Genomic DNA, 23842 nt, shown 5'->3' with positions numbered 1-23842 from the left:
TCGTCGCATCATTCAAACTCATGACCGCGTCACGCCTCGCGGGACGGCATCGGCGACTTAGGCTAAAATGTCCTGTTTTCGTCCCGCGGCGCTTCCGCCCATGCATCTGCTTGCCCTCGGACTCAACCATCACACCGCACCGCTGTCGATACGGGAGAAGCTGGCCTTCCCGGCCGAAACCCTGCCGCGCGCGCTGGAAAGTCTGCTGGCTTCGCAAGCGGCGCGGGAAGCGGCCATCGTCTCCACCTGCAACCGCACCGAGATCTACTGCAGCAGCCCGGACCCGCACGCCGCGCTGGACTGGCTGTGCCGGTTCCACGGCCTGAACCGGGCCGAGCTGGAGCCCTATCTGTACCGGCTGGAGGCGTCGCAGGCGGCGCGCCATGCTTTTCGCGTGGCGTCGGGGCTGGACTCGATGGTGCTGGGCGAGACCCAGATCCTCGGCCAGTTGAAGGACGCGGTGCGCAGCGCCGAACACGCCGGCGCGCTGGGCACGCTGCTGAACGGCCTGTTCCAGCGCACCTTCGCGGTGGCCAAGGAAGTGCGCTCCAACACCGCGGTCGGTTCCAGCTCGGTGTCGATGTCGGCGGCGGCGGTGAAGCTGGCGGAGCAGATCTTTCCGTCCATCGCCGAACTGAACGTGCTGTTCGTCGGCGCCGGCGAGATGATCGAGCTGGTGGCCACCCACTTCGCCGCGCGCAATCCGTCCTGTATCACCGTGGCCAACCGCACGCTGGAGCGCGGGCAACGGCTGGCCGAGCAGTTCGGCGGCAACGCCGTCACGCTGGCCGAGCTGCCGGAAACGCTGGCGCGCTACGACGTGGTGGTCACCTCCACCGCCAGCCAGCTGCCCATCATCGGCAAGGGCATGGTGGAGCGGGCGATCAAGACGCGCCGCCACCGGCCGATGTTCATGCTCGACCTCGCCGTGCCGCGCGACGTCGAGCTGGAGGTAGGCAAGCTGGACGACGTGTTCCTGTACAGCGTCGACGATATCGCCGGCATCGTCGAAGTGGGCAAGGAGGCGCGGCAGAGCGCCGCCGAAGAGGCCGAAACCATCATCCAGACGCGGGTGGCGGAGTTCACCGACTGGCTGAAGAAACGCGAAACCGTGCCGCTGATCCGCGCCTTGCGCGACGAAGCCGACCGCGCGCGGCGCCACGCGTTGGAAGGCGCGCTGAAACAGCTGGCGCGCGGCGACGCGCCGGAAAAAGTGCTGGAGGCCCTGTCCGTCCAGCTGACCAACAAATTGATGCACCCGCCGACCCAGGCCCTGTCCTCGGGCAGCGGCGCGGAGCATGACGCGCAGGTGCAAGCCATCGCGCGGCTTTACCGTTTACATCCGGAGTCGTAATGAAAGCGTCTATCGCGGCCAGGCTCGCCCAGCTGGCCGACCGTCTGGAAGAGGTGACCCACCTGCTTGCCAGCGAAACGGCCACCCAGGACATGGAGGCCTTCCGCAAACTCACCCGCGAACACGCCGAGCTGACGCCGGTGGTGGAAACCTTCGCCGCCTACCGGCAGTGCGAGGGCGACATCGCCGCCGCCGAGGACATGCTGGCCGATCCGGAGATGAAGGAATTCGCCCAGGCGGAAATCGCCGAGGGCAAGGACAGGCTGGAAGCGCTGGACCTCGAGCTGCAGAAACTGCTGTTGCCCAAGGATCCCAACGACGACAAGAACATCTTCCTGGAAATCCGGGCCGGCACCGGCGGCGACGAGGCGGCGCTGTTCGCGGCCGACCTGCTGCGCATGTACACCCGCTACGCCGAGCGCAACCGCTGGCAGGTGGAGATCGTCTCCGCCAGCGAATCCGATCTGGGCGGCTACAAGGAAGCCATCGTCCGCCTAGTGGGCCAGGGCGCGTACTCGCGACTGAAGTTCGAATCCGGCGGCCACCGCGTGCAGCGCGTGCCGGCCACCGAGACCCAGGGCCGCATCCACACCAGCGCCTGCACGGTGGCGGTGATGGCCGAGGCCGACGAGATCGCCGAGGTGGTGCTGAACCCGGCCGACCTGCGCATCGATACGTTCCGAGCCAGCGGCGCCGGCGGCCAGCACATCAACAAGACCGACTCGGCGGTGCGCATCACCCACTTGCCGACGGGGATTGTGGCGGAGTGTCAGGACGGCCGCTCGCAGCACGCCAACAAGGCCAGCGCGATGCAGGTGCTGGCGGCGCGCATCTACGACATCCAGCTGCGCGAGAAGAACCAGAAGGAAGCCGCCGAGCGCAAGAGCCTGATCGGCTCCGGCGATCGTTCCGAGCGCATCCGCACCTATAACTACCCGCAAGGCCGCATCACCGACCATCGCATCAACCTGACGCTGTACAAGCTGGACCAGGTGATGGACGGCGACCTGGTCGAGCTGACCAGCGCGCTGATCGCCGAACAGCAGGCGGAGCTGCTGGCGGCGCTTGGCGACTGAAACGATTGCCTCGCGCCATCGTCGACGTTAGAATCACCGGCTGAAAAAGACGGGCCGCGCGCGGCCCGTGTCCATCCGGACCGCCGTGCCGGAAGGATTTTTTTCTCCGAAACTTGAGGCCACCTTGCGTGGCCTTTTCTTTTGTCCGGCTACAGCGTGGCCAGATAAGCGAGCAGCGCCTTGATGTCGTCGGCGCTCATCGTCTTCAGGATTTCCTGCATCTCCATCGCCGAATCCGGCTGCGGCGCGTCCGACACCCGCATGCGCCGGGCCAGATAATCCGGCAGCTGCCCGGCCAGCCTGGGCGCGGCGGAACCGCCTTCGCCCTTCTCGCCGTGGCAGCTGAAACAGGGCGGCGTGCCCACCGCCAGTTTGCCCTCGGCGTACAGCTTGCGCCCCGCCGCCGCCAAGGCGGCGTCGATGCCTGGCGCCGCGCCGGACGCCGGCTTCCCAGCCGCGAAAAAGTCCGCCAGCTGCCGCAACGCAGCCTCGTCCTTCAACGCGGCCAGCGCCGCCTGATGCGCGCCGCCGTCGGCGCGCTGCCGCTGGCGGAACGCCTGCAACTGCTGGACGATGTAAACAGCTTGCTGGCCAGCCAGCCGCGGCGCCGGTCCCGGGCCGTTGCCGTCAGCGCCGTGGCAACTGGCGCACAATTGCCGGGCCAGCTGCGCCGGCTCGGCCCGCGCCGACGCGCCCGCCAGCCATCCCCATCCCAGCAGCGCGGCGAGTATCCATCGCTTCATGGCCATCTCCATTCCAATGACATTAAGAAGATATAGATCGCTCCGGCCGCCCCTGCACGCGCGTCTACGTCGGCACTCACCCCGCGCGGACGCGCTGGAGCCGCATCCCGGCCAGCATCGCCGCCAGAAACAGCAGGCCGGAAGGCAAGCCGCTGCCCGCCAACACCAGCGCCGGCCCCGGACAAACGCCGGCCAGCCCCCAGCCGGCGCCGAAAACCAGGCTGCCCAGCAGCAGGCGGCGGTCCACGCTCCGCGCGGCCGGCAATTGCATTTCATCGCCCAGCAGCGCGCGGCCGCGCCGCTTCGCCACGGCGAACGCCGGCAGCGCCACCGCGACGGCGCCCGCCATCACCAGCGCCAGCGATGGGTCCCAGCGGCCCCCCAGATCCAGAAACCCCAGCACCTTGGCCGGGTTGGCCATGCCGGCGACAAGCAAGCCGATGCCGAACATCAGCCCGGCCAGAAATGCGCTGACAAGCTTCATCTTTTCCCCCTATCCGATCCAGTGCCGCATCAGCCACACGGCAGCGAAGCCGGCGGCCATGAAGGCCAGCGTCGCCGCCAGCGAGCGCGGCGACAGCCGCGCCAAGCCGCACACGCCGTGGCCGCTGGTGCAGCCCAAACCCAGCCGGCTGCCGTAGCCGACCAGCAGGCCGGCCGCGATCAGCAGCCACCAGCGGTCGTCCAGCTGGATGTCCGGCGGCGCGGCGAACAGCCGATACAGCCATGGCGACAACACCAGGCCGGCGACGAAGGCCAGCCGCCAGCCCTTGTCGCCGCCCGGCGAGAGCAGATGGCCGACGATGCCGCTGATGCCGGCCACGCGGCCGTTCAGCAAAATCAGCCAGGCGGCGGCGAGGCCGATCAGCGCGCCGCCGGCCAGCGCGCTCGCCGGCGTGAAGTGGCTCCAATCCATCATCGTCATGCCTCCTTGGGACAGAAGCGTTGATACAGCGTGGCCAGCACCGCCAAGGCGTCGGCGTCGGCCACCGAGTAATAGATGCGCTTGCCGTCGCGGCGGGTGGCCACCAGCCCCTCCTTGCGCAGCACGCCCAGTTGCTGCGACAAGGTCGGCTGGCGAACGCCCACCGTCTCCTCCAGCTCGCTCACCGACCGCTCCCCCTGGCTGAGCTGGCACAGCAGCAGCAGGCGGTCTTCATTGGCCAGCGCGCGCAGCAGGCCGCAGGCCTGCCCGGCGGCGGCGCGCATGTCGGCGAAGTTGGGAAAAGCTGGATTCATGGCGGCTCTCTTGCGTAACGGCTTGACATCAATATATCAATTGATATTATATAAATCAATATATCAATAGCGGCACGCCGCCCATCTTCACGACAGGGAGCCCTGAGCATGAGCAATGAAGTCAATTACCCGGAACTGACCCACGCCATTTCCAAGCACCTGGCCACGCTGCGCGCCGACGTGCCCGAAGTGATGCAAGGCTTCAACGACATGGCCCGCGCCGCCACCCGCGACGGCGCGCTGGACAAGAAAACCAAGGAGCTGATCGCGCTGGCGCTGGGCGTGGCCGCGCGCTGCGACGGCTGCCTGGGTTTCCACGCCCAGGCATTGGTCAAGCTGGGCGCCGGCAAGACGGAAGTGGAAGAAGCGCTGGCGATGGCCGTCTACATGGGCGGCGGCCCGTCGCTGATGTATTCCGCCCACGCTTTGGCCGCCTTCGAGCAGTTCAGCGCCAAGACCGCCTAGTCTCGCATCGTCCGCTGTGGGACAATTCTCCATGGCCGGGCGCAAGCCCGGCTATGCTTTTTGAACCACCGCCCGGATTTCACGCACCATGTCTGCCAGTTCCCTGCGCGTGCTGTCGCTCATCCCGCCGATGACGCAGCTGAACACGCCTTACCCCTCCACCGCCTACCTCACCGGCTTCCTGCGCTCGCGCGGCGTGGCCGCGTTCCAGGAGGACCTGGCGCTGGCGCTGGTGCTGAGGCTGTTCTCCAGAACCGGCCTGGCCACGCTGCGCGAGCACGTGCACCGCATCCCGATGCGCCAGCGCAGCGACTGCATGATGCAGTTCGACATCTCCTACGACCGCTACGCCGCGACGGTGGATGCGACGATAGGCTTCCTGCAAGGCCGGGACGCCACGCTGTCCTACCGCATCGCCGGCCGCAACTACCTGCCGGAAGGCCCACGCTTCGCCTCGCTGGACGTGTACGTGGACCCGGACGATCCGGACGGCGGCGACCCGCTGGCCTGGGCCTTCGGCGCGCTGGGCACCCAGGACCGCGCCCGCCACCTGGCCACGCTGTACCTGAACGATATCGCCGACGTGCTGCGCGAAGCGGTGGACCCTCGCTTCGAATTCGTCCGCTACGCCGAATCGCTGGCCTTGTCGCAACCCAGCTTCGAGCCGCTGGCGCGGGCGCTGGCGGCCGCGCCGAACTGGGTGGACGACACGCTGGACGCGCTGACGCGCGAGGCGATCGACCGGCACCAACCGCAACTGGTGCTGATCTCGGTGCCTTTCCCCGGCGCGGTGTACGCGGCCTTCCGCATCGCCCAGACCATCAAGCGCCACTGGCCGGACATCAAGATCTGCCTCGGCGGCGGCTACGCCAACACCGAGCTGCGCGAACTGGCCGAGCCGCGGGTATTCGACTACTTCGACTACGTGACGCTGGACGACGGCGAGCGGCCGCTGCTGGCGCTGATGGAGCACATCGAAGGCAAGCGCGGCGCGAGCCGCCTGGTGCGAACCTTCCTGCGCCAGGACGGCGCGGTGCGCTATGTGAACATGCAGGAAGCCGACGTGCCGTTCTCCGAAGTGGGCACGCCCACCTGGGACGGCCTGCCGATAGACCGCTACCTGTCGCTGCTGGACATGCTGAACCCGATGCATCGGCTGTGGAGCGATGGCCGCTGGAACAAGCTGACCATCGCCCACGGCTGTTACTGGAAGAAATGCAGCTTCTGCGACGTGACGCTGGACTACATCTCGCGCTACGAGACGGCGTCGGCCGAGCTGCTGGTGGACCGCATCGAGGCCATCATCGCCGAAACCGGCCAGACCGGCTTCCACTTCGTCGACGAGGCCGCGCCGCCCAAGATGCTGAAGGCGCTGGCCGAGGAACTGCTGCGGCGCAAGGTGTCCATCTCCTGGTGGGGCAATATCCGCTTCGAGAAATCGTTCACCCCGGAACTGGCCCAGCTGTTGGCCGAATCCGGCTGCATCGCCATCTCCGGCGGTTTGGAAGTCGCGTCCGACCGCCTGCTGAAACTGATGAAGAAGGGCGTGTCGGTGGAGCAGGTGGCCCGCGTCACCCACGGCTTCGCCGAGGCCGGCGTGCTGGTGCACGCCTACCTGATGTACGGTTTCCCGACGCAGACGGTACAGGACACGGTGGACGCGCTGGAATACGTGCGCCAGCTGTTCGACAACGGCTGCATCCAGTCCGGCTTCTTCCACCGCTTCGCCTGTACCGTGCATTCGCCGGTGGGGCAGAACCCGGAGGAATACGGCGTCAAGCTGGTGCCGCTGCCGCAAGGCGACTTCGCCAAGAACGACGTCGGCTTCATCGACCCCACCGGCACCGACCACGAGCTGATGGGCAAGGCGCTGAACAAGGCGCTGTACAACTTCATGCACGGCATCGGCCTGGACGGCGACGTGCGCGGCTGGTTCGACACGCGGGTGCCCAAACCGAAAGTGCCGCGCCAGTTCATCGAGCGGGCACTCTACCAGTAGCGCGGATCCCCGGCGTCGCCGGGCATCCCCCCTGCCGTAGCACCTCCCCAAAGCGCTCCCGCCATGCCAGAATGACGGATTGAGATTCCGCCGCGAGCAATGCCATGGCCCTGAAATACCACGTGATCCCGGTCACCCCGTTCGCCCAGAACTGCAGCGTGCTGTGGTGCGACGCCAGCCGCAAGGCCGCCGTCGTCGACGCCGGCGGCGACATCGACCGCATCCAGGCCTGGGTGGACAGCCAGGGCCTGACGGTGGAAAAGCTGCTGCTGACCCACGGCCACATCGACCACGCCGGCGGCGCCGCCGTGCTGGCCGATCGGCTGGGCGTGGAGATAGAAGGGCCGCAGCGCGCGGAAAGCTTCTGGCTGGACCAGCTGCCCACCCAGGGCCAGATGTTCGGCTTTCCGCGCAGCGAGCCGCTGACGCCGCAACGCTGGCTGGAAGAGGGCGACGCCGTCACCGTCGGCGAGGAAACCTTGCACGTGATCCACTGCCCGGGCCACACCCCCGGCCATGTGGTGTTCCACAGCCCAACGGCCAAGGTGCTGGTGGCCGGCGACGTGCTGTTTCAGGGCTCGATCGGCCGCACCGACTTCCCGATGGGCAACCACCAGCAGTTGATAGACGCGATCCAGCAAAAGCTGTTCGTCCTGCCCGACGACACCGTGGTCATCCCCGGCCACGGCCCGTTCACCACCCTAGGCGCGGAGAAGCGCGGCAATCCCTACGTCGCCGATCCGCGCTACCGCTGATGCCGCCCGAATTCGCCCGCCGCGTGCTGGCGCTGCTTGCCGAAGTGCCGCCAGGCCGCGTCACCACCTACGGCACGCTGGCCGAGCTGGCCGGCTACCCGCGCCACTCGCGGCATGTCGGCAAGCTGCTGGGCAGCCTGCCCGAGGGCGTCGCCGCGCCGTGGTACCGGGTGCTGGGCGCCGGCGGCAGGCTGTCGCGCCCCGGCAGCCACCATGCCGACTGGCAGCGGCTGCAGCTGGAGGAGGAAGGGGTGGAATTCAATGCCAACGGCAAGGTGGACCTGAGGATTTTCGGTTGGCCCGACCCGATGGTTTGACCTGAAACAAGCCAGAAACCGGCGCGCGCTCAGATACTTATCTCCACGTGGAGATATTTCCATGTGGCATTATGGCAACAGGATGTAACTCTGATGTCATTTTGCTACAACATCTCAACGTTTCTTTGCAGAAAAGCGACAGACAGGTGACAAATTGTTTGCATACGTCCGGTTCTACGTCTAATCTGCGCGCGCTCGCCGACAGCCTGTCGGATGCTTACTACACGAAAATAGTCTGGTGAAACAATGAATACTCGCAAGTCGCTGCTGGCCCTGTCCTTGTTGGCCGCCTCCGCACTGGCTCATGCCGGTGACTACTCCTTTGGCAACGTCAGCTTCAACCAGCTGAACTGGTCCGACAGCACCCTGGAAAAGACCCAGGCTGCTCCGTTCGGCGCCAAGCGTAACTTCCAATACCTGGAAGCAGAAGGCGGCATGGGCCGTTCCTGGGGCGACCTGTACGGCTTCTTTGATCTGGAAAACTGGAACCGCAACGAAACCGAGATTCCGGCAGCCGATCGTCGTTACACCACCAAAGTAGTAGCCCGCTTCAACATCACCGACGTCGGCGGCGTGCCGGTCAAGCTGTACACCCACGTGTACGACACCCGCGGCCACAATTTCTTCGACCAGAACCGCGTACTGGGTCTGGGCACCGATCTCTCCTTCGGCCGCGTGTGGTTCAAGCCGTTCCTGGGTGCCCACCAAGAGCTGAAGTACGGTGTCGGCGCGCATCGCAACGGTTGGATGACCGGCTATGTGGCAGGCTTCGACTTCAACGCCTTCGGTCAACCGTTCTCCATGACCCAATGGCATGAAACCGAATTCGGTCGTTCGGACTACTTCGTCGGCGTAGCCCAACCGGGCGGCGTAGTGAACAAGCGCACCGGTCAGAACGGCGCCGTGGCGCTGTGGTGGAACCCGACCAAGTCCTTCACCGCCGGCATTCAATACCGCTATGCGATCAACAAGCTGGGCGTGGCTGGCAACGAAAACGCGATGATCTACTCCGCCAAGTACAACTTCTAATAACGAAGTTCCCGTCCTTCCCTGAACGGGCCGGCGGCTTAGTCCGCCGCTTGCACGCCCCCGCCTCGCGGGGGTTTTGTTTTTCTAGCCGCCGTGGCATTCCACCCGGTTGCGGCCCGCGGCTTTGGCGCGGTACAGCGTTTCGTCGGCCTGCTGCACCAGGCTGGTGGCGTCTTCGGCGCTGGCCAGCGAGCTCACGCCGACGCTGAAGGTCTGGCGGAAGGTCCGCTCGCCCACCTGCTGCTCCAGCCGGCAGAAATCCTGCCGCAGCGCATCCAGCATGCTGCATGCCTTGTCCGCCGGCGTGCCCGCCAGCACGATGGCGAACTCCTCGCCGCCGTAGCGGCCCACCAGATCGGTGCGCCGCAGCCTCTCCTTCAGGAAGCGCGCCAGATTGAGCAGCACTTCGTCGCCGGCCTGGTGGCCGTAGTTGTCGTTCACCTGCTTGAAATAGTCGAGGTCCAGCATCGCCAGCGACAACGGCTGCCCGGCGCGGCGCGCGCGCTCGACGGCGCTGTCCAGCTGGCCGTGCAGATGGGAATGGTTGAGCAGGCCGGTCAGGCTGTCGTTGACGATATAGGAGCGCAGCTTGCGGTAGCGGCGCGCGCGGTTCACCACCGTCACCACCAGCTCCTCCGGCGCCACCGGCTTGGTCAGGAAGCCGTCGATGCCCAGCGTCAGCGCGTCCAGCTGCACCGTCTGGCGCTTTTCCACCGACAGGAAGACGATGGGGATGCCGTCCAGCAGCCGCTGCTGGCGTATCACCTTGGCCAGCTCGATGCCGTTGCACTGCGGCATGTACATGTCCATCAGGATCAGGTCCGGGCTGAATTGCTGGATCCGCTCCGGCACCCGCTCCGGATTGGTCTCGCTGGCGGCCTCCACCCCGTGCGCGGCCAGCACCCGCGAGTACAGCCCGGCCAGCGAGGCCATGTCCTCCACGATCAGCACCCGCAGCGGATCGCGCCGCTCGCCGATGTCGCCGAAGCTGAGCAGGTCCACCAGCTGGTTGACCTGCAGCGGCCAGTCGAGAAAGCCGCAGGCGCCCATCCGCACCGCCTCCAGCCGGGCCGGGAAGTCCCGCCGCGGCGAGGTGATCACCAGCGGGCAGCTGCTGCTGATCGCCGACGCCAGTTGCCGGATGGGATCGTTGTCGGTGAAGTCGGCGAACGCCACCACCGCCGCCGGCGCCTGCCGCTGCAGGGCCTTGGCCAGCTTGGCCGCCTGCGACAGCACCGTCACCTCGAAGCCGAAGCAGGCCAGCTGGCGCTGCAGCCTGCCATCGTCGAGGCCGGCCGGCAGCCACATGTACAGCGTGGCGTCCTCCGCGCCCGGCTGCAGCAGTCCGTCCAGGGTGCCCAGGCTCTGCTGGCGCTCCATCAGCCCAAGTTGGCAGACCACGCCCAGATGATGGCGCAGCTGGCCGTAGCGCGCCCGCTCCGACGGCGCCGCCTCAGGCTGCTGCAGCCACTGTTCCAGCAGCGCGGCCAGCGCGCGCGCCTCCTTGGCCAGCTCGAACAGGCTGATGGCGCGCACCAGGTTTTCCATCCGCGCCACCAGCGACAGCAGATGCGCGGCCAGCGGCCGCTCCCAGCGCGACACCAGCATATAGCCGATGCGGTCGATTTCCCGCGCCAGATGGATGCGCTGGCCCGGATGGATGGATGCGGCCTGTTTCATCGGGCGATGGTTCCGTTTTCTGTTGGATCCGGCCGGAGCGGCGGCGAAGTTTGTGGCTCTGCCGCCGAAGCGAGCTGCTATAATCCGCCCTTAAATTCAACGGCCTGGCAAGTTTTGATGAACGTTTTTTACGAAGAGAGCGGCAGTTTCAAAGTCGGCAGCATCGTGTCGCGCAGCGACGCCAGCCTGCAGGTGGACACCCAGCACGGCAAACGCGCCAAGATCAAGAGCGCCAACGTCTTTCTGGAGTTTAGTTCCTCGTTGGCGGATTTTCTGCCGTCGGCCGACAATCTGGCCACCGATATCGACCTGGATTTCCTGTGGGAATGCAGTCCCGACGACGAGTTCGGCTACCAGGACCTGGCCACCGACTATTTCGGCCGCGAGCCGTCCGCGATCGAGGCAGCCGCGCTGATCAGCCGGCTGCACAGCGCGCCGATGTACTTCTACAAGAAGGGCAAGGGCCGCTACAAGAAAGCGCCGCAGGATGCGTTGCAGGCGGCGCTGGCCGGCGTGGAGCGCAAGAAGCGCGAGCAGGAGCAGATCGACGGCTGGGTGGGCGAGCTGAAAAACGGCGCGCTGCCTGAAGCCATCCGCTCGCAGCTGATGCAGCTGCTGTGGAAGCCCGACAAGAACACGCTGGAATTCAAGGCCTTCGATCAGGCCAGCCGCGAACAGAACCTGCCGCCGCTGCGCCTGGCGCACAAGGTGGGCGGCATTCCGTCGGTGCCCGACTACCTGATGGCCGGTTTCCTGATGGAGTACTTCCCCAAGGGCGCCGGCTTCGGCAAATACGCGCCGCCGACCGAGCTGCCGGAGCTGCCGGTGGCCGCGGTGCGCGCCTTCTCCATCGACGACGCCAACACCACCGAGATCGACGACGCGCTGTCGGTGGAAGACCTGCCCAACGGCAACAAGCGCGTCGGCATCCACATCGCCGCGCCTACGCTGGGCGTGCCGCTGGACTCCGACATCGAGAAGATGGTGCTGTCGCGGCTGTCCACCGCCTATTTCCCCGGCGACAAGATCACCATGCTGCCGGACGACGTGGTGCAGGCATTCACGCTGCAGGAAGGCCGCGACTGCCCGGCGTTCTCGCTGTACGCCGAGGTGACGCCTGAGTTCGAGCTGGTAACCTTCGAAAACCGCATCGAGCGGGTGCCGGTGGCCGCCAACCTGCGCCACGCCGAGCTGGAGCAGGTGTTCAACGAGGAGACGCTGGCCAACGACCCCGGCGTCGACTACCCGTTCAAGCGCGAACTGGTGTGGCTGTGGCAGTTCGCCGAGGCGCTGGAGAAGCGCCGCGGCAAGCACGACCCCAGCCGCCCGGCGCAGCACGACTACAATATCGACGTCGTCGACGGCCAGGTGTCCATCACCATCCGCAAGCGCGGCGCGCCGATGGACAAACTGGTGTCCGAGCTGATGATCCTGGCCAACAGCGAGTGGGGCCGAATGCTGGCCGAGGCCGACATCCCGGCGATGTACCGCGCGCAGAGCATGGGCAAGGTGCGGATGACCACCCGCCCCGAGCCGCACATGGGCCTGGGCGTGGCCCAGTACGCATGGAGCACCTCGCCGCTGCGCCGCGCCAGCGACTTCATCAACCAGCGCCAGCTGGCGGCGATGATACGCGGCGAGAAGCCGCAGTTCGCCCAGGGCGACGCGATGCTGTTCGCCATCCTGCGCGACTTCGACGCCACCTACGGCGCCTATCTGTCGTTCCAGGACAAGATGGAGCACTACTGGTGCCTGAAGTATCTGCTGCAGGAAAACATCACCGAGCCGACCGCGTCCGTGATCAAGGAAGACCTGGTGCGCATCGACGGCCTGCCGCTGAGGCTGCGCATCCCCGGACTGCCGGAGCTGGCGCGCGGCGACCGCGTGCAGCTGTCCGTGGTGAAGGTGGACCTGCTGACTCAGGAAGTGGAGCTGCGCTATACCGGCCGCCTCGACCATGTCGAAGAAGCCGGCGAGGACGAGGAGAGCTGAGCGCTCTCCCCGTCTGATCGAAAGCCGCCGCGCCGCGAGGCCCGGCGGCTTTTTCGCGCTCAGACCAGGAAGGTCGCCGCCATGTCCTTGTCGCCGTGGCCGGCGTCCTGCGCGCGCTGAAAGCGCCGCAAGCCCGCCGCCGCGCAGTCCATCGCCACCCCGGCCTCGGCCGCCGCCGCCAGGATCAGCTCGGCGTCCTTGGCCGCGTTGTCGACGGTGAAGCTGGCCGCGTAATCGCCGGCCAGCATCGCCTTGCCCTTGGCCTGCAGATAAGGGCTGTCCAGCGGGCCGCCGGCCACCGCGTCCAGCATCAGCGCCGGATCCAGGCCCAGGCCGCGCGCCAGCGCCAGGCTCTCCGCCGCGCCGTGGGTCAAGGCCAGCGCCCAGCTGTTCAAGGCCAGCTTCAGCCGGCTGGCGTCGCCCGGCCGCTCCGACACCCAGAGGGTGCGGCGGCCGATGGCGTCGAACACCGCCTGCGCTGGCTCGCGGCGCGGCAGCGGCCCGGACGCCAGCATCACCAGTTGGCCGGCCTCCGCCGGCTGGCGCGTGCCCAGCAGCGGCGAATCGTAGAAAACCAGGCCGCGCTCCGCCGCCCAGGCCGCCAGCTCCGCGGTCGCCGGCGCGCCCACCGTGCTCAGCTGCAGCCACACCGCGCCGTCTTTCAGCCCCGCGGCCGCCGCCCGCATCGCGGCCAGCACCGCCGCGCCGTCCTTGGCAACGGTCACGATCAGGTCGGCGCCGCGCGCGGCGTCGGCCGCGTCGAGGAAAACCGCCGCGCCGTCGGCGGCCAGCGGCTGCGCCTTTTCCGGCGTGCGATTCCATGCCCGCACGGCGAAACCCTTGCGGGCGAGATTGCGCGCGACGGCGGCGCCGATGATGCCGGTGCCGAGCACGGCGACAGCGAGGGGGTGGGCTTGGGTCATATCGCTACTCCTGTTGCATTGCAGAAAGCCTTGCGGCCCTTATTGGAACAATCGGTACAAAATAGATGAAAATAATCGCCGCGCCGCGCCGCGCGAGGTTTACAGACAGCCCAGGGCCATCTCCGCCGCATCGGTCAATCTGGCCTGCCTGCCTTCGCGGCCGACGCCCTTGCCCAACACCCGCAAGCCCTGGATCGTGCACATCAGCAAGCTGGCCAACGCTTGGGGATCGCGGCCGGCGGCCAGCTCGCCTCGCTCGCGCGCCTGTCGCAGCGCGCGCAGCAAAGCGGCTTCCAGCTGGCGGAAATGCTCGGCCAGCGCGGCATCCACCGCCTCGTCGCGGCCGGCCGCCTCCAGCGCGGCGTTGGCCGCCAGGCAGCCTGGGCCCGGCTGTTCGCGCAACTCGTCCTCGACCACCCGCATCAGCAGCGCGCGCACCCTGTCCCGCAACGGTCCGGCTCCCGCCAGGCACGCGGCGTTGGCGGCGCCGATTCGGCTGTAATGGCGCAGCGCGCGCAGATACAGGCCATGCTTGCTATCGAAAGCGTTGTACAGGCTGCTGCGCGACAGGCCGGTCCCGTCCACCAGGTCCTGGATCGAGGTGGCGGCATAGCCGCGCTGCCAGAACACCCGCATCGCCGCGTCGGCGACGGCGTCTTCGTCGAATTCCTTGGGGCGCATCCGAAATGCCGGCTCCGATAATTTTGGAATGAATGTTCCATATCATATAGACGGCGCCGGCCAAGGACAAGCGTCTTTCATCCGCGCAAACCGCCAGCCGGCAAATCCGCCACCATTTTTCCGATCGCTCGCTGCCCCCTTGTTCGCGGGATGCGCCGTCGCCAGGGCGACCTTCGATTGAAATTGAAATGCCATTGGATTAACGTCGCGGATGCAATCCGTCTTGCCGCATGTCGCATCACCCGCACCCACGATAACAAGATTCATCCGCGGCGCGTTTTCCGCCGCGCGCACAGGAGGAAACATGCAGGATTTCGCCCGCCACCCGGCCACTCCCGACCGGATCGACGCCTTGCCGGCCGCCTCGCTGGGAGAGATGTTGGCGCAGACCGTCGCCCGCTACCCCGACCACACCGCTTTCCACAATATGGGCCGCGACCTCAGCTACCGCGAGCTGGACCGGCAAAGCGCCCGGCTGGCCGACTACCTGACCCGCGGCCTGGGACTGCGCGCCGGCGAGCGGGTGGCGCTGATGATGCCCAATCTGCTGCAATACCCGGTGGCCCTGTACGCGGTGCTCCGCGCCGGCCTGGTGGCGGTCAACGTCAATCCGCTGTACACCGCGCGCGAGCTGCATCACCAGCTGGCCGACTCCCAGGCGCGCGCCATCGTGGTGCTGGAGAACTTCGCCCAGGTGGTGCAGGAAGCCCGCGCCGACACCTCGCTGCAGCATGTGGTCGTCACCGCCGTCGGCGACCTGCTGCCGGCGCCCAGGCGCTGGCTGGTCAACGCGGCGGTGCGCCACGTGAAAAAGCTGGTGCCGCCCTACCATCTCCCCGGCGCCGTCGCTTTCCGCAAAGCGCTGGCCGGCGGCGACGCCGCCCGCTGGCGCGACGCCAGGCTGGCGCCGGACGCGCTGGCCATCCTGCAATACACTGGCGGCACCACCGGCCTGGCCAAGGGCGCGATGCTCAGCCACCGCAACCTGCTGGCCAACGTCGAGCAGGCGCGGCTGGTGCTGGGCGGCGCGCTGCTGGAAGGCCAGACCGTGGTGGCGACGCCGCTGCCGCTGTACCACGTGTTCGCGCTCACCATCAACTGCCTGCTGATCGCCCGCCTGGGCGGCAACAGCCTGCTGATCACCAATCCGCGCGATCTGGACGGTCTGGTGGCCGAACTGGCCCGCCATCCGGTCAACGCCTTCACCGGCGTCAACACCCTGTTCAACGCGCTGGCGCACCACGCCGGCTTCGCCAAGCTGGATTTCAGCCGCTGGCGAGTAGCGATAGGCGGCGGCGCGGCGGTGCAGCAGGCGGTGGCCGAAGCCTGGCAGCGGACAACCGGCCTGGTGCTGCTGGAAGGCTACGGCCTGACCGAGGCCTCGCCGCTGGTATCGGTCAACGCGCTGGCGGTGGAGCGCTATACCGGCACCGTCGGCATGCCGGTGCCCGGCACCGAGGTTGAGCTGCGCGACGACGCCGGCCGGCCCGCCGCCGACGGCGAGCCGGGCGAAGTCTGCGTGCGCGGGCCGCAGGTGATGGCCGGCTACTGGCAGCGACCGGAGGAGACGGCCAAGGTGTTCCACGCCGACGGTTTCTTCGCCACCGGCGATATCGGCGTCCGCACCGCCGACGGCCTGCTCAAGCTGGTGGACCGCAAGAAGGACATGGTGCTGGTATCGGGCTTCAACGTGTATCCGAACGAAGTGGAGGACGTGGTGGCCCAGCATCCCGGCGTGCGCGAGGTGGCCTGCATCGGCGTGCCGGACGAGCGCAGCGGCGAGGCGGTGAAGATCGTGGTGGTGCGCAAGGATCCAGCGCTGACGGCCGACGAGCTGCTGCGCCACTGCCGCGACAATATGACCGCCTACAAGGTGCCGCGCCACGTCGAGTTCCGCGACGAGCTGCCCAAGTCCAACGTCGGCAAGATCCTGCGCCGCGAGCTGCGCCAGCCGGCCTGAGGCCGGCCGGCGCTAGAACAGGTCGTCGACCAGGGTGCTGGACTGCTGCAGCGGCTCGATCGAGCCGGCGACGCGGTCGCGGTCCAGCCCCAGCCGCTCCAGCACGCCCTCCGGCAGGCTGGACAGCATGTCCTCCTCGCTCATGCCGTGGCGGAAGCCGGACACCACAAAGGTGGTCAGGCCGATCAGCTGCGCGTACGGCGAGGCCTCGTCGTTCAGCAGGTCGTGCTGGCGGTAGATCGCCCCCTGGATCTCGTCGGGGAAATTCCAGCGCCGCGCCAGTTCGGCGCCCAGCTCGGTCAGGTCCAGGCCCAGCAGCATGCGCTCGGTGGCGATGCGGTCGGCTCCGCCTGCGACGATGCGGTCTATCTGCTGCGCCTGCTCCGGCACCGCGACGTACAGCACCAGCTCGCCGATATTGGCCAGCAGGCCGCAGGTGTAGCCCAGCTGCGGCTCCAGCCCCGCCAGCCTGGCCAGCAGCTTGGCGGTGTTGGCCATCGCGAAGCTGCGCTGCCAGAACGCCTGCATGTCGAAGCCGCTGATGCCGAGCGTGGCGCCGGTGACGCCGGAGGCGATCACCAGCACCCGCAGGTTGTCGAAGCCCAGCAAGATCACCGCGTCGTCCAGCGAGCCGACGCGGCGGCTGCTGCCGAAGCGCGCGCTGTTGGCCAGCCGCAGCACCCGCGCGCTCAGCACCTGGTCGTGCATCACCTTGTCGGTGACATCGTTGATGTTGACGTCGGAACGGTGGAAGCTGGCCACCAGCTCCTGCACCACCTTGGGAACCATGGGCAGCCTGCCCGAGGCCTTTTCGAAAATTTCCCCCACCTGCATCGACGCGCCCCTTTGCCGGTTTAGCAGGTTTGAGCTTAGGCAATGGCAACGGGAAGAGAAAGCCGCCGCCCGCTGCGGCCAGCCTGTTGGCCGGCCAAACAAGAATGAGTTTTGCCTAGCCGCGCCGCAGCGGCTATTTTTCATTCATGCAGCGCGTAGGCAAGCGGTTGAACCATCGGGACATCGAATCCGCCCGGCGCAGCGCCTTTACCGGGAGAATCCGATGCTGTCCCAGCTCTCCGTCAAACAGAAGCTCCTGGCCGGCTACGGCCTGCTGATCGTCATCCTAGTCGCCATCGTGCTGGCCTCGATATCCAAGCTCAACACCATAGAAGACCAGATCCAGGAAATCACCGAGAACCGCTATCCCAAGGCCGAGCTGGCGAACAAGATCGTGCTGGTCAGCTATGACGTGGCGCGCAAGGTGCGCGACGCCATCATGGCCAGCAACCCTCAGGAAATCGAAGCCATTATTTCCAAGATCGAGGCGCTGCGCGCGCAGAACACCGATTACCTGAAGTCGCTGGATCAGGCCACGACCTCCTCCAAAGGCCGCGAAATCATGACCCGCGCGCTGCAGGCGCGGGAAACGCTATTCGCCCAGTACGCGCCCTTGTACGCGCTGGTGCGCGCGAACAAGGACGCCGAGGCGCAGGCCTTCCTCAAGCAGCATTTCGTGCCCGCCAACGAAGGCTTCATGAAAACGCTGACCGAGCTGACCGCCTATCAGAACGACAAGGTGCAGCAGGCGGTGGCGGACAGCAAGAGCGCGTACAAGCAAACCATCAGCATTCTGCTGGGGTCGGCCGCCGCGGCGCTGCTGCTGTCGGTGGCGGTGGCGCTGTTCATCTCCAATCTGGTGACCACGCCGCTGAGAAAGTCGGTGGCGCTGGTACGCAATATCCAGCAAGGCGACCTGTCCGGCCCCGACGAGGCGTTACCGGTCTCGCGCGACGAGGCGATGGAGATCGCCCGCAACGTCCAGAACATGCGCCAGGGGCTGCGCGAAGTGGTGTCCAGCATCCAGGACAACGCCAACCAGGTGTCCGATTCCGCGCACCAGCTGTCCAGCATGGCGCAGCAGGTGGCCACCAGCGCGCAGCGGCAGTCCGAGGCCACCTCCGAAGCCGCGGCCACCATCGAACAGCTGACCGTCAGCATCAACCATGTCGCCGACAACTCCGACCAGGCCTCGCGCCAGGCGCGCGACGCCGGCGAGCTGGCCGGCCGCGGCGGCCACGCGGTGCAGGCCTCGGTCGGCAAGATCCAGTCGGTCAGCACCGCGGTGGCCGCCACCTCGGAAGAGATGCGCTCCTGGCCGGCGAGGGAGCGCATCGGCAACATCGTCACCGTGATCCGCGACGTGGCCGACCAGACCAACCTGTTGGCGCTGAACGCGGCGATCGAGGCGGCGCGCGCCGGCGAGATGGGCCGCGGCTTCGCCGTGGTCGCCGACGAGGTGAGGAAGCTGGCCGAGCGCACCGCCAGCTCGGCGCAGGAAATCACCCAGATGATCAGCGCGATCCAGCAGGGCGTGGAAAAAGTGGTGGGCAGCATGGACCAGAGCCTGTCCAGCGTGGACGCCGTCTCCGGCAGCGCCCGCGAGGCCAGCGAATCGATGGGGGAGATCGAGGGCAGCACCCGCGACATCGTCGGCACCATAGGCAACATCACCAGCGCCTTGAGCGAGCAGCGCACCGCCAGCCTCAGCCTGGCGCAGAGCATGGAGCAGGTGTCGCAGATGGCCGAATCCAACAGCGCCACCGTGGAGGAGCTGGCCACCACCTCCAGCGAGCTGAACGCGCTGTCCCACAATCTGCAGAACGTCACCGCGCGCTTCCGCTTGTAGAGAAAAGTCCACAACCGGACTGTCCAGACGAACGGGAGGGCCGCGCGCCAGGCGCGGCCCGTGGCAACATGGCGGTTTTCACCCACAGGAACCGCTGCCATGAAAACCGCGTTCGCGCTCGGCTGTGCGCTATCGGCCGCGCTGGCCTTCGCCCAGCCCGCCGCCGCCAAGACTCTCCGCTTCTCCGGCTACGACTGGGAAGTCCGCAGCCAGGGCAGCAGCGGCCCAGGCCCCAATGTCTGGGACGAGAACAACGTCTGGCTGGACGCCCAGGGCCGGCTGCATCTGAAAATCGCCAAGCGCGGCGGCCAATGGACCGCCGCCGAGCTCTACCTGCCGCAACGGCTGGGCTTCGGCCGCTACCAGTTCAAGCTGATCGGCCGCCCGGACCGGTTCGACCCCAACATCGTGCTGGGCCTGTTCAACTACCCGACACCGGATGTCGGGCCCGACGGCAGCAACGAGATCGACATCGAATTCTCGCGCTGGGGCAGCCCAAGCAACCCGATGGGCAATTACACCGTCTATCCCGCTCAGGCCGGCCTGCAGTCGACCTCGTACAGCTTCGATTTCGCCCTCAACGGCGATTACAGCACCCACCGCTTCGACTGGAGCGCGGCCGCGGTCGACTACCAGTCGCTGCACGGCTTCCAGGACGGCGACCGCTATCCGATCGCCCACTGGCGCTTCGCCCCGGCCGACGCCGCGCAGCGCGTGCCGCAGCAGCCGCTGCCGGTGCATCTGAACCTGTGGCTGTTCCAGGGCAAGCCGCCGGCGGACGACAAGGAGGTGGAGGTGGTGATCCAGGAGTTCAAGTTCGTTCCGGCGGCTGCGCGCTAGGAGGCAAGACGGGCGGCGGAACGAAGGTCCCGCCGCCGCGCCCTCAGTAGGCGAAGCGTTCGCGCAGGTCCATCAAGTTCAGCTCGTCCAGGATGGCCAGCTGGCGCTCGCGGGCGCTGTTCTTGCCCTTGCCGGTCTTCTTGGCGATGATCAGCTCGTTCTTCATCGAGTGCTCCCAACCGACCAGCTCGGTCACGGTCAGCTGGTAGCCGCGCGCCTCCAGCTGCAGGCAGCGCAGCACATTGGTCAGCTGGCTGCCGAACTCGCGGGTGTGGATGGGATGGCGCCACAGCTCGGACAGCGGCGTCTTGCCGAAAGTCTCGTTCTTCTTCTGCCGCAGCACCGACGCCACCTCGGCCTGGCAGCACGGCACCAGCACGATGTACTGGGCGTTCTTGGCCAGCGCGAAGCGGATGGCGTCGTCGGTGGCGGTGTTGCAGGCGTGCAGCGCGGTGATGACGTCCACCTGTTCCGGCAGCTCGGTCGAGGTGATCGACTGCTCCACCGTCAGGTTGAGAAAGCCCATGCGATCGAAGCCCAGGCGGTCGGCCAGCTCGCGCGACTTGTCCACCAGCTCCTGCCGCGTCTCCACGCCGTAGACATGGCCGGCGGCCTTATCCTTCAGGAACAGGTCGTACAGGATGAAACCGAGGTAGGACTTGCCGGCGCCGTGGTCGGCCAGCGTCATCGCGCCTTTCTTGTCCAGCACGTCGGCCATCAGCGGCTCGATGAACTGGTAAAGATGGTAAACCTGCTTCAGCTTGCGACGGGTGTCCTGGTTGATCTTGCCGTCGCGGGTGAGGATGTGCAGCTCTTTGAGCAATTCCAGCGATTGCTGGGGTTTGATTTCGGGAATCAGGCTCATGGCGGCCTCCTGCAATTTCAATGCCGCGATTGTAGCAGAGCGGCTGTCATAGCCCGTTTTACAGACAGACGCTTTAACCACGGCCATGTCGTGGCTGTGTATTCTCAGACGATGAAAACACGTATGCGACGTGCCCCATCTCCCCCTTCTGCGCGCGCCGGGGAAAATGCGGCGGGCAAGGTTTTAAGCCGCCGATCTGTTCGACGCCGCGCGACGGTAGCGCGCGGCTAGTTTCGGCGGCTCCTTGCCTGGCGCATTTTTCTCGGGGTTTCGCGGGCGGCAGGGGCGGCCTGGGGTTGCAAGGGGGCTGGCCGCGCAGCCCCCTTGTCCGTCCGCCGGACGGAACCGGCACTCAAACCATCATCCGCGCAGCGGATCCATCACGTGCCATGCGACACGGAAGCCGTCCCTCAAGGCTTCTTCACCACTTCCTGCTCGACCACCAGATCCAGAATCCAGCGGATGGAAGACGCGTCGGCCGGCGGATTGTCCACCTTCACTTCCTTGATCCGCAGCCGGTAGGCGACGCCAGGCTCGGGCTGGAAGCCCTCGATCTCGCCGTAGTGCAGCTCCCAGGGCTTGGACTTATCCATGCGCACCTGCAGGCATTGCATCGGCGCCACGCCGGTGCAGGGTTTGCGCTCGGCGGCGACGTAGATGAACTTGATCTCGCCCTGCGGCTGGCGCTCGAAGGTCAGCGCGTCCTTGCCGTCGGACAGCTTCAGACGCTCGCCGTCCAGGCTGACGTCCATGCCGGCCTCCAGCTGGCGCGACAGCTTGGCGTCGCGCTGCATCGCGTCCGGCGGACACATCATCAGCGTCGAGGCCAGGCGCTCGGCGCGCAGCTTGCCGCCTTCGATCGCGGCCGGGCCGAACATGCCGTTGCAGCCGGCCTTGGCGAACAGCCGCTGCTGGTCGACGCGCAGCAGGATGCCCTTGTCGCCGGCGCCGGTCTGCTTCCACTCGCCTTGCAGTTGCTCCATCGTCGGCGCGGGGCCCTGGCGAACCGGAGCGGTGGGGCTGGCGCAGCCCGCCAGCAAGGCGGCGCCGAGCGCCAGCAGGGTCAGTCGGTAAGACATCGCGATATCCTGAACAAGAAACAGACTATGACGCTTGCGGAACGAACAGGTTCCTTCAATCGACTACCGGCGTCACCGTCTCCTGGTAGATCACCTTCACCAATTGCAGCGCGGTGCCGCCGCCGCGCTCCGGCTCGCCTTGCAGCTTCAGGTAATAGCTGCGGCCGGCTTCTGGCGTGAAGCCGGCGATCTCGCCGTGGTAGTCGCGCCACGGTTCGCCCTCGCTGCCGCGCAAGCGCAGGCAAGCGCCGGCCGGACAGTCGCCGCGCGTCGCGTACCAGTATTGCTCGCCCGCCCGCGGCCGCCACGCCGCCTGCGGCGCAACCGGAGCCGCCGCCTGGACGGCGTCCGCTTTCTCGAAACGGTAGACCGTCTTGCCGGCCGCCAGCGTCAGGTAGCGGCCGTCGGCGGACGGCAGCAGGCGGAACGGCGCGCCCAGCAACGTCAGCAAGGACTGCTCGCGCGCCATCGCCTCCGGCGCGCACGCCATGCGGGTGGTGGAAACCTGGTGGCGGCCGTCTTCGTCTATGCCCAGCATGAAGCGGTTGCAGCCGGCGAAGCCGCTGATGCGGCTGTCGGAGATGCTCAGGGTAGGCAGCGGCGCCGGTTGCGCCGGCGACTGGAGCCGCCATTCGGTGTGTTGCAGATCGGGCAGGGCTTGAGTCGGCAGCATCATGCTGCCGCTGATCAACAGGGCGCCGAGGGAAGGCATGCGGGTTTCCTTTTCCATGACTGCGGACGGCAAAACGCCCGCCAAAGGCGGGCGTTCGGGACGGCGGACAAGCGCTCAGTGCACAGCGTTCTTGAGCAGGTCTTCCACCACTTTCTTGGCATCGCCGAACACCATCATGGTTTTATCCATGTAAAACAGCTCGTTGTCCAGTCCGGCGTATCCCGCGTTCATGGAACGCTTGACCACGATGACGTTGCGCGCCTTGTGCGCCTCCAGGATGGGCATGCCGTAGATCGGGCTCTGCTTGTCCTTCTGCGCGGCCGGGTTGACCACGTCGTTGGCGCCGATCACCAGCACCACGTCGGTGGTGGAGAAATCGGCGTTGATCTCCTCCATCTCCAACACCTGCTCGTACGGCACCTCGGCCTCGGCCAGCAGCACGTTCATGTGGCCCGGCATCCGGCCGGCCACCGGGTGGATCGCGTAGCGCACGCCGACGCCCTGCTCGTGCAGCAATTCGGCGAATTCCTGCAAGGCGTGCTGCGCGCGCGACACCGCCAGGCCGTAGCCGGGCACGATCACCACCTGGTCGGCGTTGGCCATCAGGAAGGCGGCATCCTCGGCGCTGCCGGCCTTGTAGGCCTTGGCCGGCCCCGCATCGCCGGCCGGACCGGCGACGGCCTCGGCGCCGAAGCCGCCCAGCAGCACGCTGACGATGGAACGGTTCATCGCCTTGCACATGATGTAGGACAGGATGGCGCCGGACGAGCCGACGCAGGCGCCGGCGATGATCAGCACCGGGTTGTTCAGCGTGAAGCCGATGCCGGCCGCCGCCCAGCCCGAGTAGCTGTTCAGCATCGACACCACCACCGGCATATCGGCGCCGCCGATCGGGATGATCAGCGTCACCCCCAGGGCCAGCGCCACCGCCACCATGGCGAGGAAAGCGGCCTGGCTGTCGGTGAAGAAATAGGCCGCGCCGAAGCCGACCATGGCCAGCGCCAGCAGCAGATTGAGCGGATGCTGGCCTGCGAAGCTGATCGCCTTGGCGCCGAAGCGGCCGGACAGCTTGCCGTAGGCGATCACCGAGGCGGTGAAGGTGATGGCGCCGATGAAGGCGCCGATGAACAGCTCCACCTTCTGCACCGGCGTGTGCTCGACGCCGCCGTGGAAGATGGCCGCCACCGCGATCAGCACCGCGGACAGGCCCACCAGCGAGTGCATCGCCGCCACCAGCTCCGGCATGCCGGTCATTTCCACCGTGCGCGCCTTCCAGGCGCCGACGACCGCGCCGGCGGCGATGGCGCCGGCGATCAGCGCCAGCACCGGCTTGTCGATGATGAGCAGCGTGGTCAGCACTGCGATCGCCATGCCGACAATGCCGTACAGATTGCCGCGCCGCGCCGAAGCCGGGCTGGACAGCCCCTTCAGCGCCAGGATGAACAGCACCGCGGCGAGCAGGTAAAGAACAGCCGAAACATTCTGCATC

24 protein-coding genes are annotated in these 23842 nt (G+C 67.1%); 11 read left to right on the top strand and 13 right to left on the bottom strand.

Annotation, left to right across the window (positions count from 1 at the left end; all coding sequences use genetic code 11):
* The first annotated feature begins 100 nt into the window (after nucleotides 1–100).
* Both hemA and prfA read left to right on the top strand, forming a co-directional pair.
* On the top strand, nucleotides 101–1354 hold the full coding sequence (gene hemA / locus ACY3GB_RS14930; RefSeq protein ID WP_463089436.1) for a glutamyl-tRNA reductase: 1254 nt from the start codon (nucleotides 101–103) through the stop codon (nucleotides 1352–1354).
* The gene (gene prfA, locus ACY3GB_RS14925; RefSeq protein ID WP_021478850.1) at nucleotides 1354–2430 is read left to right on the top strand and encodes a peptide chain release factor 1; all 1077 of its coding nucleotides are present in this window, start codon (nucleotides 1354–1356) and stop codon (nucleotides 2428–2430) included. The genes hemA and prfA overlap by 1 nt, the downstream gene beginning before the upstream one ends.
* 149 nt (nucleotides 2431–2579) lie before the next feature.
* Here the strand turns inward: prfA and ACY3GB_RS14920 are convergent, their stop codons facing one another.
* The 4 genes from ACY3GB_RS14920 to ACY3GB_RS14905 form a co-directional block, all read right to left on the bottom strand.
* Nucleotides 2580–3173 carry a cytochrome c4 gene (locus tag ACY3GB_RS14920; RefSeq protein ID WP_463089435.1) on the bottom strand — a complete coding sequence of 198 codons (594 nt, stop codon included), beginning with the start codon at nucleotides 3171–3173 and terminating at the stop codon, nucleotides 2580–2582.
* 76 nt (nucleotides 3174–3249) lie between these two features.
* The gene (locus tag ACY3GB_RS14915; RefSeq protein WP_463089434.1) at nucleotides 3250–3657 is read right to left on the bottom strand and encodes a DUF6691 family protein; all 408 of its coding nucleotides are present in this window, start codon (nucleotides 3655–3657) and stop codon (nucleotides 3250–3252) included.
* A gap of 9 nt (nucleotides 3658–3666) precedes the next feature.
* Nucleotides 3667–4092 carry a YeeE/YedE family protein gene (locus ACY3GB_RS14910; RefSeq protein WP_463089433.1) on the bottom strand — a complete coding sequence of 142 codons (426 nt, stop codon included), beginning with the start codon at nucleotides 4090–4092 and terminating at the stop codon, nucleotides 3667–3669.
* 2 nt (nucleotides 4093–4094) lie between these two features.
* The gene (locus ACY3GB_RS14905; RefSeq protein WP_463089432.1) at nucleotides 4095–4412 is read right to left on the bottom strand and encodes an ArsR/SmtB family transcription factor; all 318 of its coding nucleotides are present in this window, start codon (nucleotides 4410–4412) and stop codon (nucleotides 4095–4097) included.
* A 108-nt stretch (nucleotides 4413–4520) separates the two neighbouring features.
* Between ACY3GB_RS14905 and ACY3GB_RS14900 the strand changes: the two genes are divergently transcribed.
* From ACY3GB_RS14900 to ACY3GB_RS14880, 5 genes are all read left to right on the top strand, one after another.
* Nucleotides 4521–4877, top strand: a complete 357-nt coding sequence (locus ACY3GB_RS14900; RefSeq protein ID WP_463089431.1) for a carboxymuconolactone decarboxylase family protein — start codon at nucleotides 4521–4523, stop codon at nucleotides 4875–4877.
* An 88-nt stretch (nucleotides 4878–4965) separates the two neighbouring features.
* Nucleotides 4966–6876 (top strand): B12-binding domain-containing radical SAM protein, encoded by a 1911-nt coding sequence (locus ACY3GB_RS14895; RefSeq protein ID WP_463089430.1) that lies wholly within the window; start codon nucleotides 4966–4968, stop codon nucleotides 6874–6876.
* A gap of 104 nt (nucleotides 6877–6980) precedes the next feature.
* Nucleotides 6981–7631 carry an MBL fold metallo-hydrolase gene (locus ACY3GB_RS14890; protein ID WP_463089429.1) on the top strand — a complete coding sequence of 217 codons (651 nt, stop codon included), beginning with the start codon at nucleotides 6981–6983 and terminating at the stop codon, nucleotides 7629–7631.
* The gene (locus tag ACY3GB_RS14885; RefSeq protein WP_463089428.1) at nucleotides 7631–7948 is read left to right on the top strand and encodes an MGMT family protein; all 318 of its coding nucleotides are present in this window, start codon (nucleotides 7631–7633) and stop codon (nucleotides 7946–7948) included. The genes ACY3GB_RS14890 and ACY3GB_RS14885 overlap by 1 nt, the downstream gene beginning before the upstream one ends.
* 246 nt (nucleotides 7949–8194) lie before the next feature.
* Nucleotides 8195–8977 (top strand): outer membrane protein OmpK, encoded by a 783-nt coding sequence (locus ACY3GB_RS14880; protein WP_463089427.1) that lies wholly within the window; start codon nucleotides 8195–8197, stop codon nucleotides 8975–8977.
* A gap of 84 nt (nucleotides 8978–9061) precedes the next feature.
* On the opposite strand, the gene ACY3GB_RS14875 is transcribed toward ACY3GB_RS14880, so the two are convergent.
* On the bottom strand, nucleotides 9062–10657 hold the full coding sequence (locus tag ACY3GB_RS14875) for a GGDEF domain-containing protein (protein ID WP_463089426.1): 1596 nt from the start codon (nucleotides 10655–10657) through the stop codon (nucleotides 9062–9064).
* Between the two features lie 117 nt (nucleotides 10658–10774).
* Between ACY3GB_RS14875 and ACY3GB_RS14870 the strand changes: the two genes are divergently transcribed.
* Nucleotides 10775–12649 carry a ribonuclease catalytic domain-containing protein gene (locus ACY3GB_RS14870; protein WP_463089425.1) on the top strand — a complete coding sequence of 625 codons (1875 nt, stop codon included), beginning with the start codon at nucleotides 10775–10777 and terminating at the stop codon, nucleotides 12647–12649.
* Between the two features lie 59 nt (nucleotides 12650–12708).
* Here ACY3GB_RS14870 and ACY3GB_RS14865 read toward each other — a convergent pair whose 3' ends face one another.
* From ACY3GB_RS14865 to ACY3GB_RS14855, 3 genes are all read right to left on the bottom strand, one after another.
* Nucleotides 12709–13572, bottom strand: a complete 864-nt coding sequence (locus ACY3GB_RS14865; RefSeq protein ID WP_463089424.1) for an NAD(P)-dependent oxidoreductase — start codon at nucleotides 13570–13572, stop codon at nucleotides 12709–12711.
* Between the two features lie 99 nt (nucleotides 13573–13671).
* Nucleotides 13672–14253 (bottom strand): TetR/AcrR family transcriptional regulator, encoded by a 582-nt coding sequence (locus tag ACY3GB_RS14860; RefSeq protein WP_463089423.1) that lies wholly within the window; start codon nucleotides 14251–14253, stop codon nucleotides 13672–13674.
* A gap of 42 nt (nucleotides 14254–14295) precedes the next feature.
* Entirely contained in the window at nucleotides 14296–14559 is a 264-nt protein-coding gene (locus ACY3GB_RS14855) for a hypothetical protein (RefSeq protein ID WP_463089422.1), read from the bottom strand.
* On the opposite strand from ACY3GB_RS14855, the gene ACY3GB_RS14850 reads away from it, so the two are divergent.
* Entirely contained in the window at nucleotides 14558–16213 is a 1656-nt protein-coding gene (locus ACY3GB_RS14850; RefSeq protein WP_463089421.1) for an AMP-binding protein, read from the top strand. The genes ACY3GB_RS14855 and ACY3GB_RS14850 overlap by 2 nt on opposite strands.
* A gap of 12 nt (nucleotides 16214–16225) precedes the next feature.
* Here ACY3GB_RS14850 and ACY3GB_RS14845 read toward each other — a convergent pair whose 3' ends face one another.
* Nucleotides 16226–17047, bottom strand: a complete 822-nt coding sequence (locus ACY3GB_RS14845; RefSeq protein WP_463089420.1) for an HDOD domain-containing protein — start codon at nucleotides 17045–17047, stop codon at nucleotides 16226–16228.
* Between the two features lie 223 nt (nucleotides 17048–17270).
* Between ACY3GB_RS14845 and ACY3GB_RS14840 the strand changes: the two genes are divergently transcribed.
* Both ACY3GB_RS14840 and ACY3GB_RS14835 read left to right on the top strand, forming a co-directional pair.
* On the top strand, nucleotides 17271–18896 hold the full coding sequence (locus tag ACY3GB_RS14840; RefSeq protein WP_463089419.1) for a methyl-accepting chemotaxis protein: 1626 nt from the start codon (nucleotides 17271–17273) through the stop codon (nucleotides 18894–18896).
* Between the two features lie 99 nt (nucleotides 18897–18995).
* Entirely contained in the window at nucleotides 18996–19736 is a 741-nt protein-coding gene (locus tag ACY3GB_RS14835; protein WP_463089418.1) for a glycoside hydrolase family 16 protein, read from the top strand.
* Between the two features lie 43 nt (nucleotides 19737–19779).
* Here ACY3GB_RS14835 and ACY3GB_RS14830 read toward each other — a convergent pair whose 3' ends face one another.
* The 4 genes from ACY3GB_RS14830 to ACY3GB_RS14815 form a co-directional block, all read right to left on the bottom strand.
* On the bottom strand, nucleotides 19780–20601 hold the full coding sequence (locus tag ACY3GB_RS14830; protein ID WP_463089417.1) for a class I SAM-dependent methyltransferase: 822 nt from the start codon (nucleotides 20599–20601) through the stop codon (nucleotides 19780–19782).
* Nucleotides 20602–21011: 410 nt separating this feature from the next.
* Nucleotides 21012–21680, bottom strand: coding sequence for an META and DUF4377 domain-containing protein (locus ACY3GB_RS14825; protein WP_463089416.1), 669 nt, complete (start codon nucleotides 21678–21680; stop codon nucleotides 21012–21014).
* Nucleotides 21681–21735: 55 nt separating this feature from the next.
* Nucleotides 21736–22392, bottom strand: a complete 657-nt coding sequence (locus ACY3GB_RS14820) for an META domain-containing protein (RefSeq protein ID WP_463089415.1) — start codon at nucleotides 22390–22392, stop codon at nucleotides 21736–21738.
* Between the two features lie 75 nt (nucleotides 22393–22467).
* Complete coding sequence (locus ACY3GB_RS14815) at nucleotides 22468–23841, bottom strand: NAD(P)(+) transhydrogenase (Re/Si-specific) subunit beta (protein WP_463089414.1); 1374 nt, start codon at nucleotides 23839–23841, stop codon at nucleotides 22468–22470.
* Between the last annotated feature and the right edge of the window lies 1 nt (nucleotide 23842).

It is taken from the genome of Chromobacterium sp. Ag138 (genome assembly GCF_055181315.1).
Note: the sequence above shows the minus strand (reverse complement) of the source record. Positions and strands in the feature narration are given on the sequence as shown.

Coding starts and splice junctions, on each gene's coding strand:
- hemA (WP_463089436.1), top strand. CDS start 101: ATGCATCTGCTTGCCCTCGGACTCAACCATCACACCGCACCGCTGTCG.
- prfA (WP_021478850.1), top strand. CDS start 1,354: ATGAAAGCGTCTATCGCGGCCAGGCTCGCCCAGCTGGCCGACCGTCTG.
- ACY3GB_RS14920 (WP_463089435.1), bottom strand. CDS start 3,173: ATGAAGCGATGGATACTCGCCGCGCTGCTGGGATGGGGATGGCTGGCG.
- ACY3GB_RS14915 (WP_463089434.1), bottom strand. CDS start 3,657: ATGAAGCTTGTCAGCGCATTTCTGGCCGGGCTGATGTTCGGCATCGGC.
- ACY3GB_RS14910 (WP_463089433.1), bottom strand. CDS start 4,092: ATGATGGATTGGAGCCACTTCACGCCGGCGAGCGCGCTGGCCGGCGGC.
- ACY3GB_RS14905 (WP_463089432.1), bottom strand. CDS start 4,412: ATGAATCCAGCTTTTCCCAACTTCGCCGACATGCGCGCCGCCGCCGGG.
- ACY3GB_RS14900 (WP_463089431.1), top strand. CDS start 4,521: ATGAGCAATGAAGTCAATTACCCGGAACTGACCCACGCCATTTCCAAG.
- ACY3GB_RS14895 (WP_463089430.1), top strand. CDS start 4,966: ATGTCTGCCAGTTCCCTGCGCGTGCTGTCGCTCATCCCGCCGATGACG.
- ACY3GB_RS14890 (WP_463089429.1), top strand. CDS start 6,981: ATGGCCCTGAAATACCACGTGATCCCGGTCACCCCGTTCGCCCAGAAC.
- ACY3GB_RS14885 (WP_463089428.1), top strand. CDS start 7,631: ATGCCGCCCGAATTCGCCCGCCGCGTGCTGGCGCTGCTTGCCGAAGTG.
- ACY3GB_RS14880 (WP_463089427.1), top strand. CDS start 8,195: ATGAATACTCGCAAGTCGCTGCTGGCCCTGTCCTTGTTGGCCGCCTCC.
- ACY3GB_RS14875 (WP_463089426.1), bottom strand. CDS start 10,657: ATGAAACAGGCCGCATCCATCCATCCGGGCCAGCGCATCCATCTGGCG.
- ACY3GB_RS14870 (WP_463089425.1), top strand. CDS start 10,775: ATGAACGTTTTTTACGAAGAGAGCGGCAGTTTCAAAGTCGGCAGCATC.
- ACY3GB_RS14865 (WP_463089424.1), bottom strand. CDS start 13,572: ATGACCCAAGCCCACCCCCTCGCTGTCGCCGTGCTCGGCACCGGCATC.
- ACY3GB_RS14860 (WP_463089423.1), bottom strand. CDS start 14,253: ATGCGCCCCAAGGAATTCGACGAAGACGCCGTCGCCGACGCGGCGATG.
- ACY3GB_RS14850 (WP_463089421.1), top strand. CDS start 14,558: ATGCAGGATTTCGCCCGCCACCCGGCCACTCCCGACCGGATCGACGCC.
- ACY3GB_RS14855 (WP_463089422.1), bottom strand. CDS start 14,559: ATGTTTCCTCCTGTGCGCGCGGCGGAAAACGCGCCGCGGATGAATCTT.
- ACY3GB_RS14845 (WP_463089420.1), bottom strand. CDS start 17,047: ATGCAGGTGGGGGAAATTTTCGAAAAGGCCTCGGGCAGGCTGCCCATG.
- ACY3GB_RS14840 (WP_463089419.1), top strand. CDS start 17,271: ATGCTGTCCCAGCTCTCCGTCAAACAGAAGCTCCTGGCCGGCTACGGC.
- ACY3GB_RS14835 (WP_463089418.1), top strand. CDS start 18,996: ATGAAAACCGCGTTCGCGCTCGGCTGTGCGCTATCGGCCGCGCTGGCC.
- ACY3GB_RS14830 (WP_463089417.1), bottom strand. CDS start 20,601: ATGAGCCTGATTCCCGAAATCAAACCCCAGCAATCGCTGGAATTGCTC.
- ACY3GB_RS14825 (WP_463089416.1), bottom strand. CDS start 21,680: ATGTCTTACCGACTGACCCTGCTGGCGCTCGGCGCCGCCTTGCTGGCG.
- ACY3GB_RS14820 (WP_463089415.1), bottom strand. CDS start 22,392: ATGCCTTCCCTCGGCGCCCTGTTGATCAGCGGCAGCATGATGCTGCCG.
- ACY3GB_RS14815 (WP_463089414.1), bottom strand. CDS start 23,841: ATGCAGAATGTTTCGGCTGTTCTTTACCTGCTCGCCGCGGTGCTGTTC.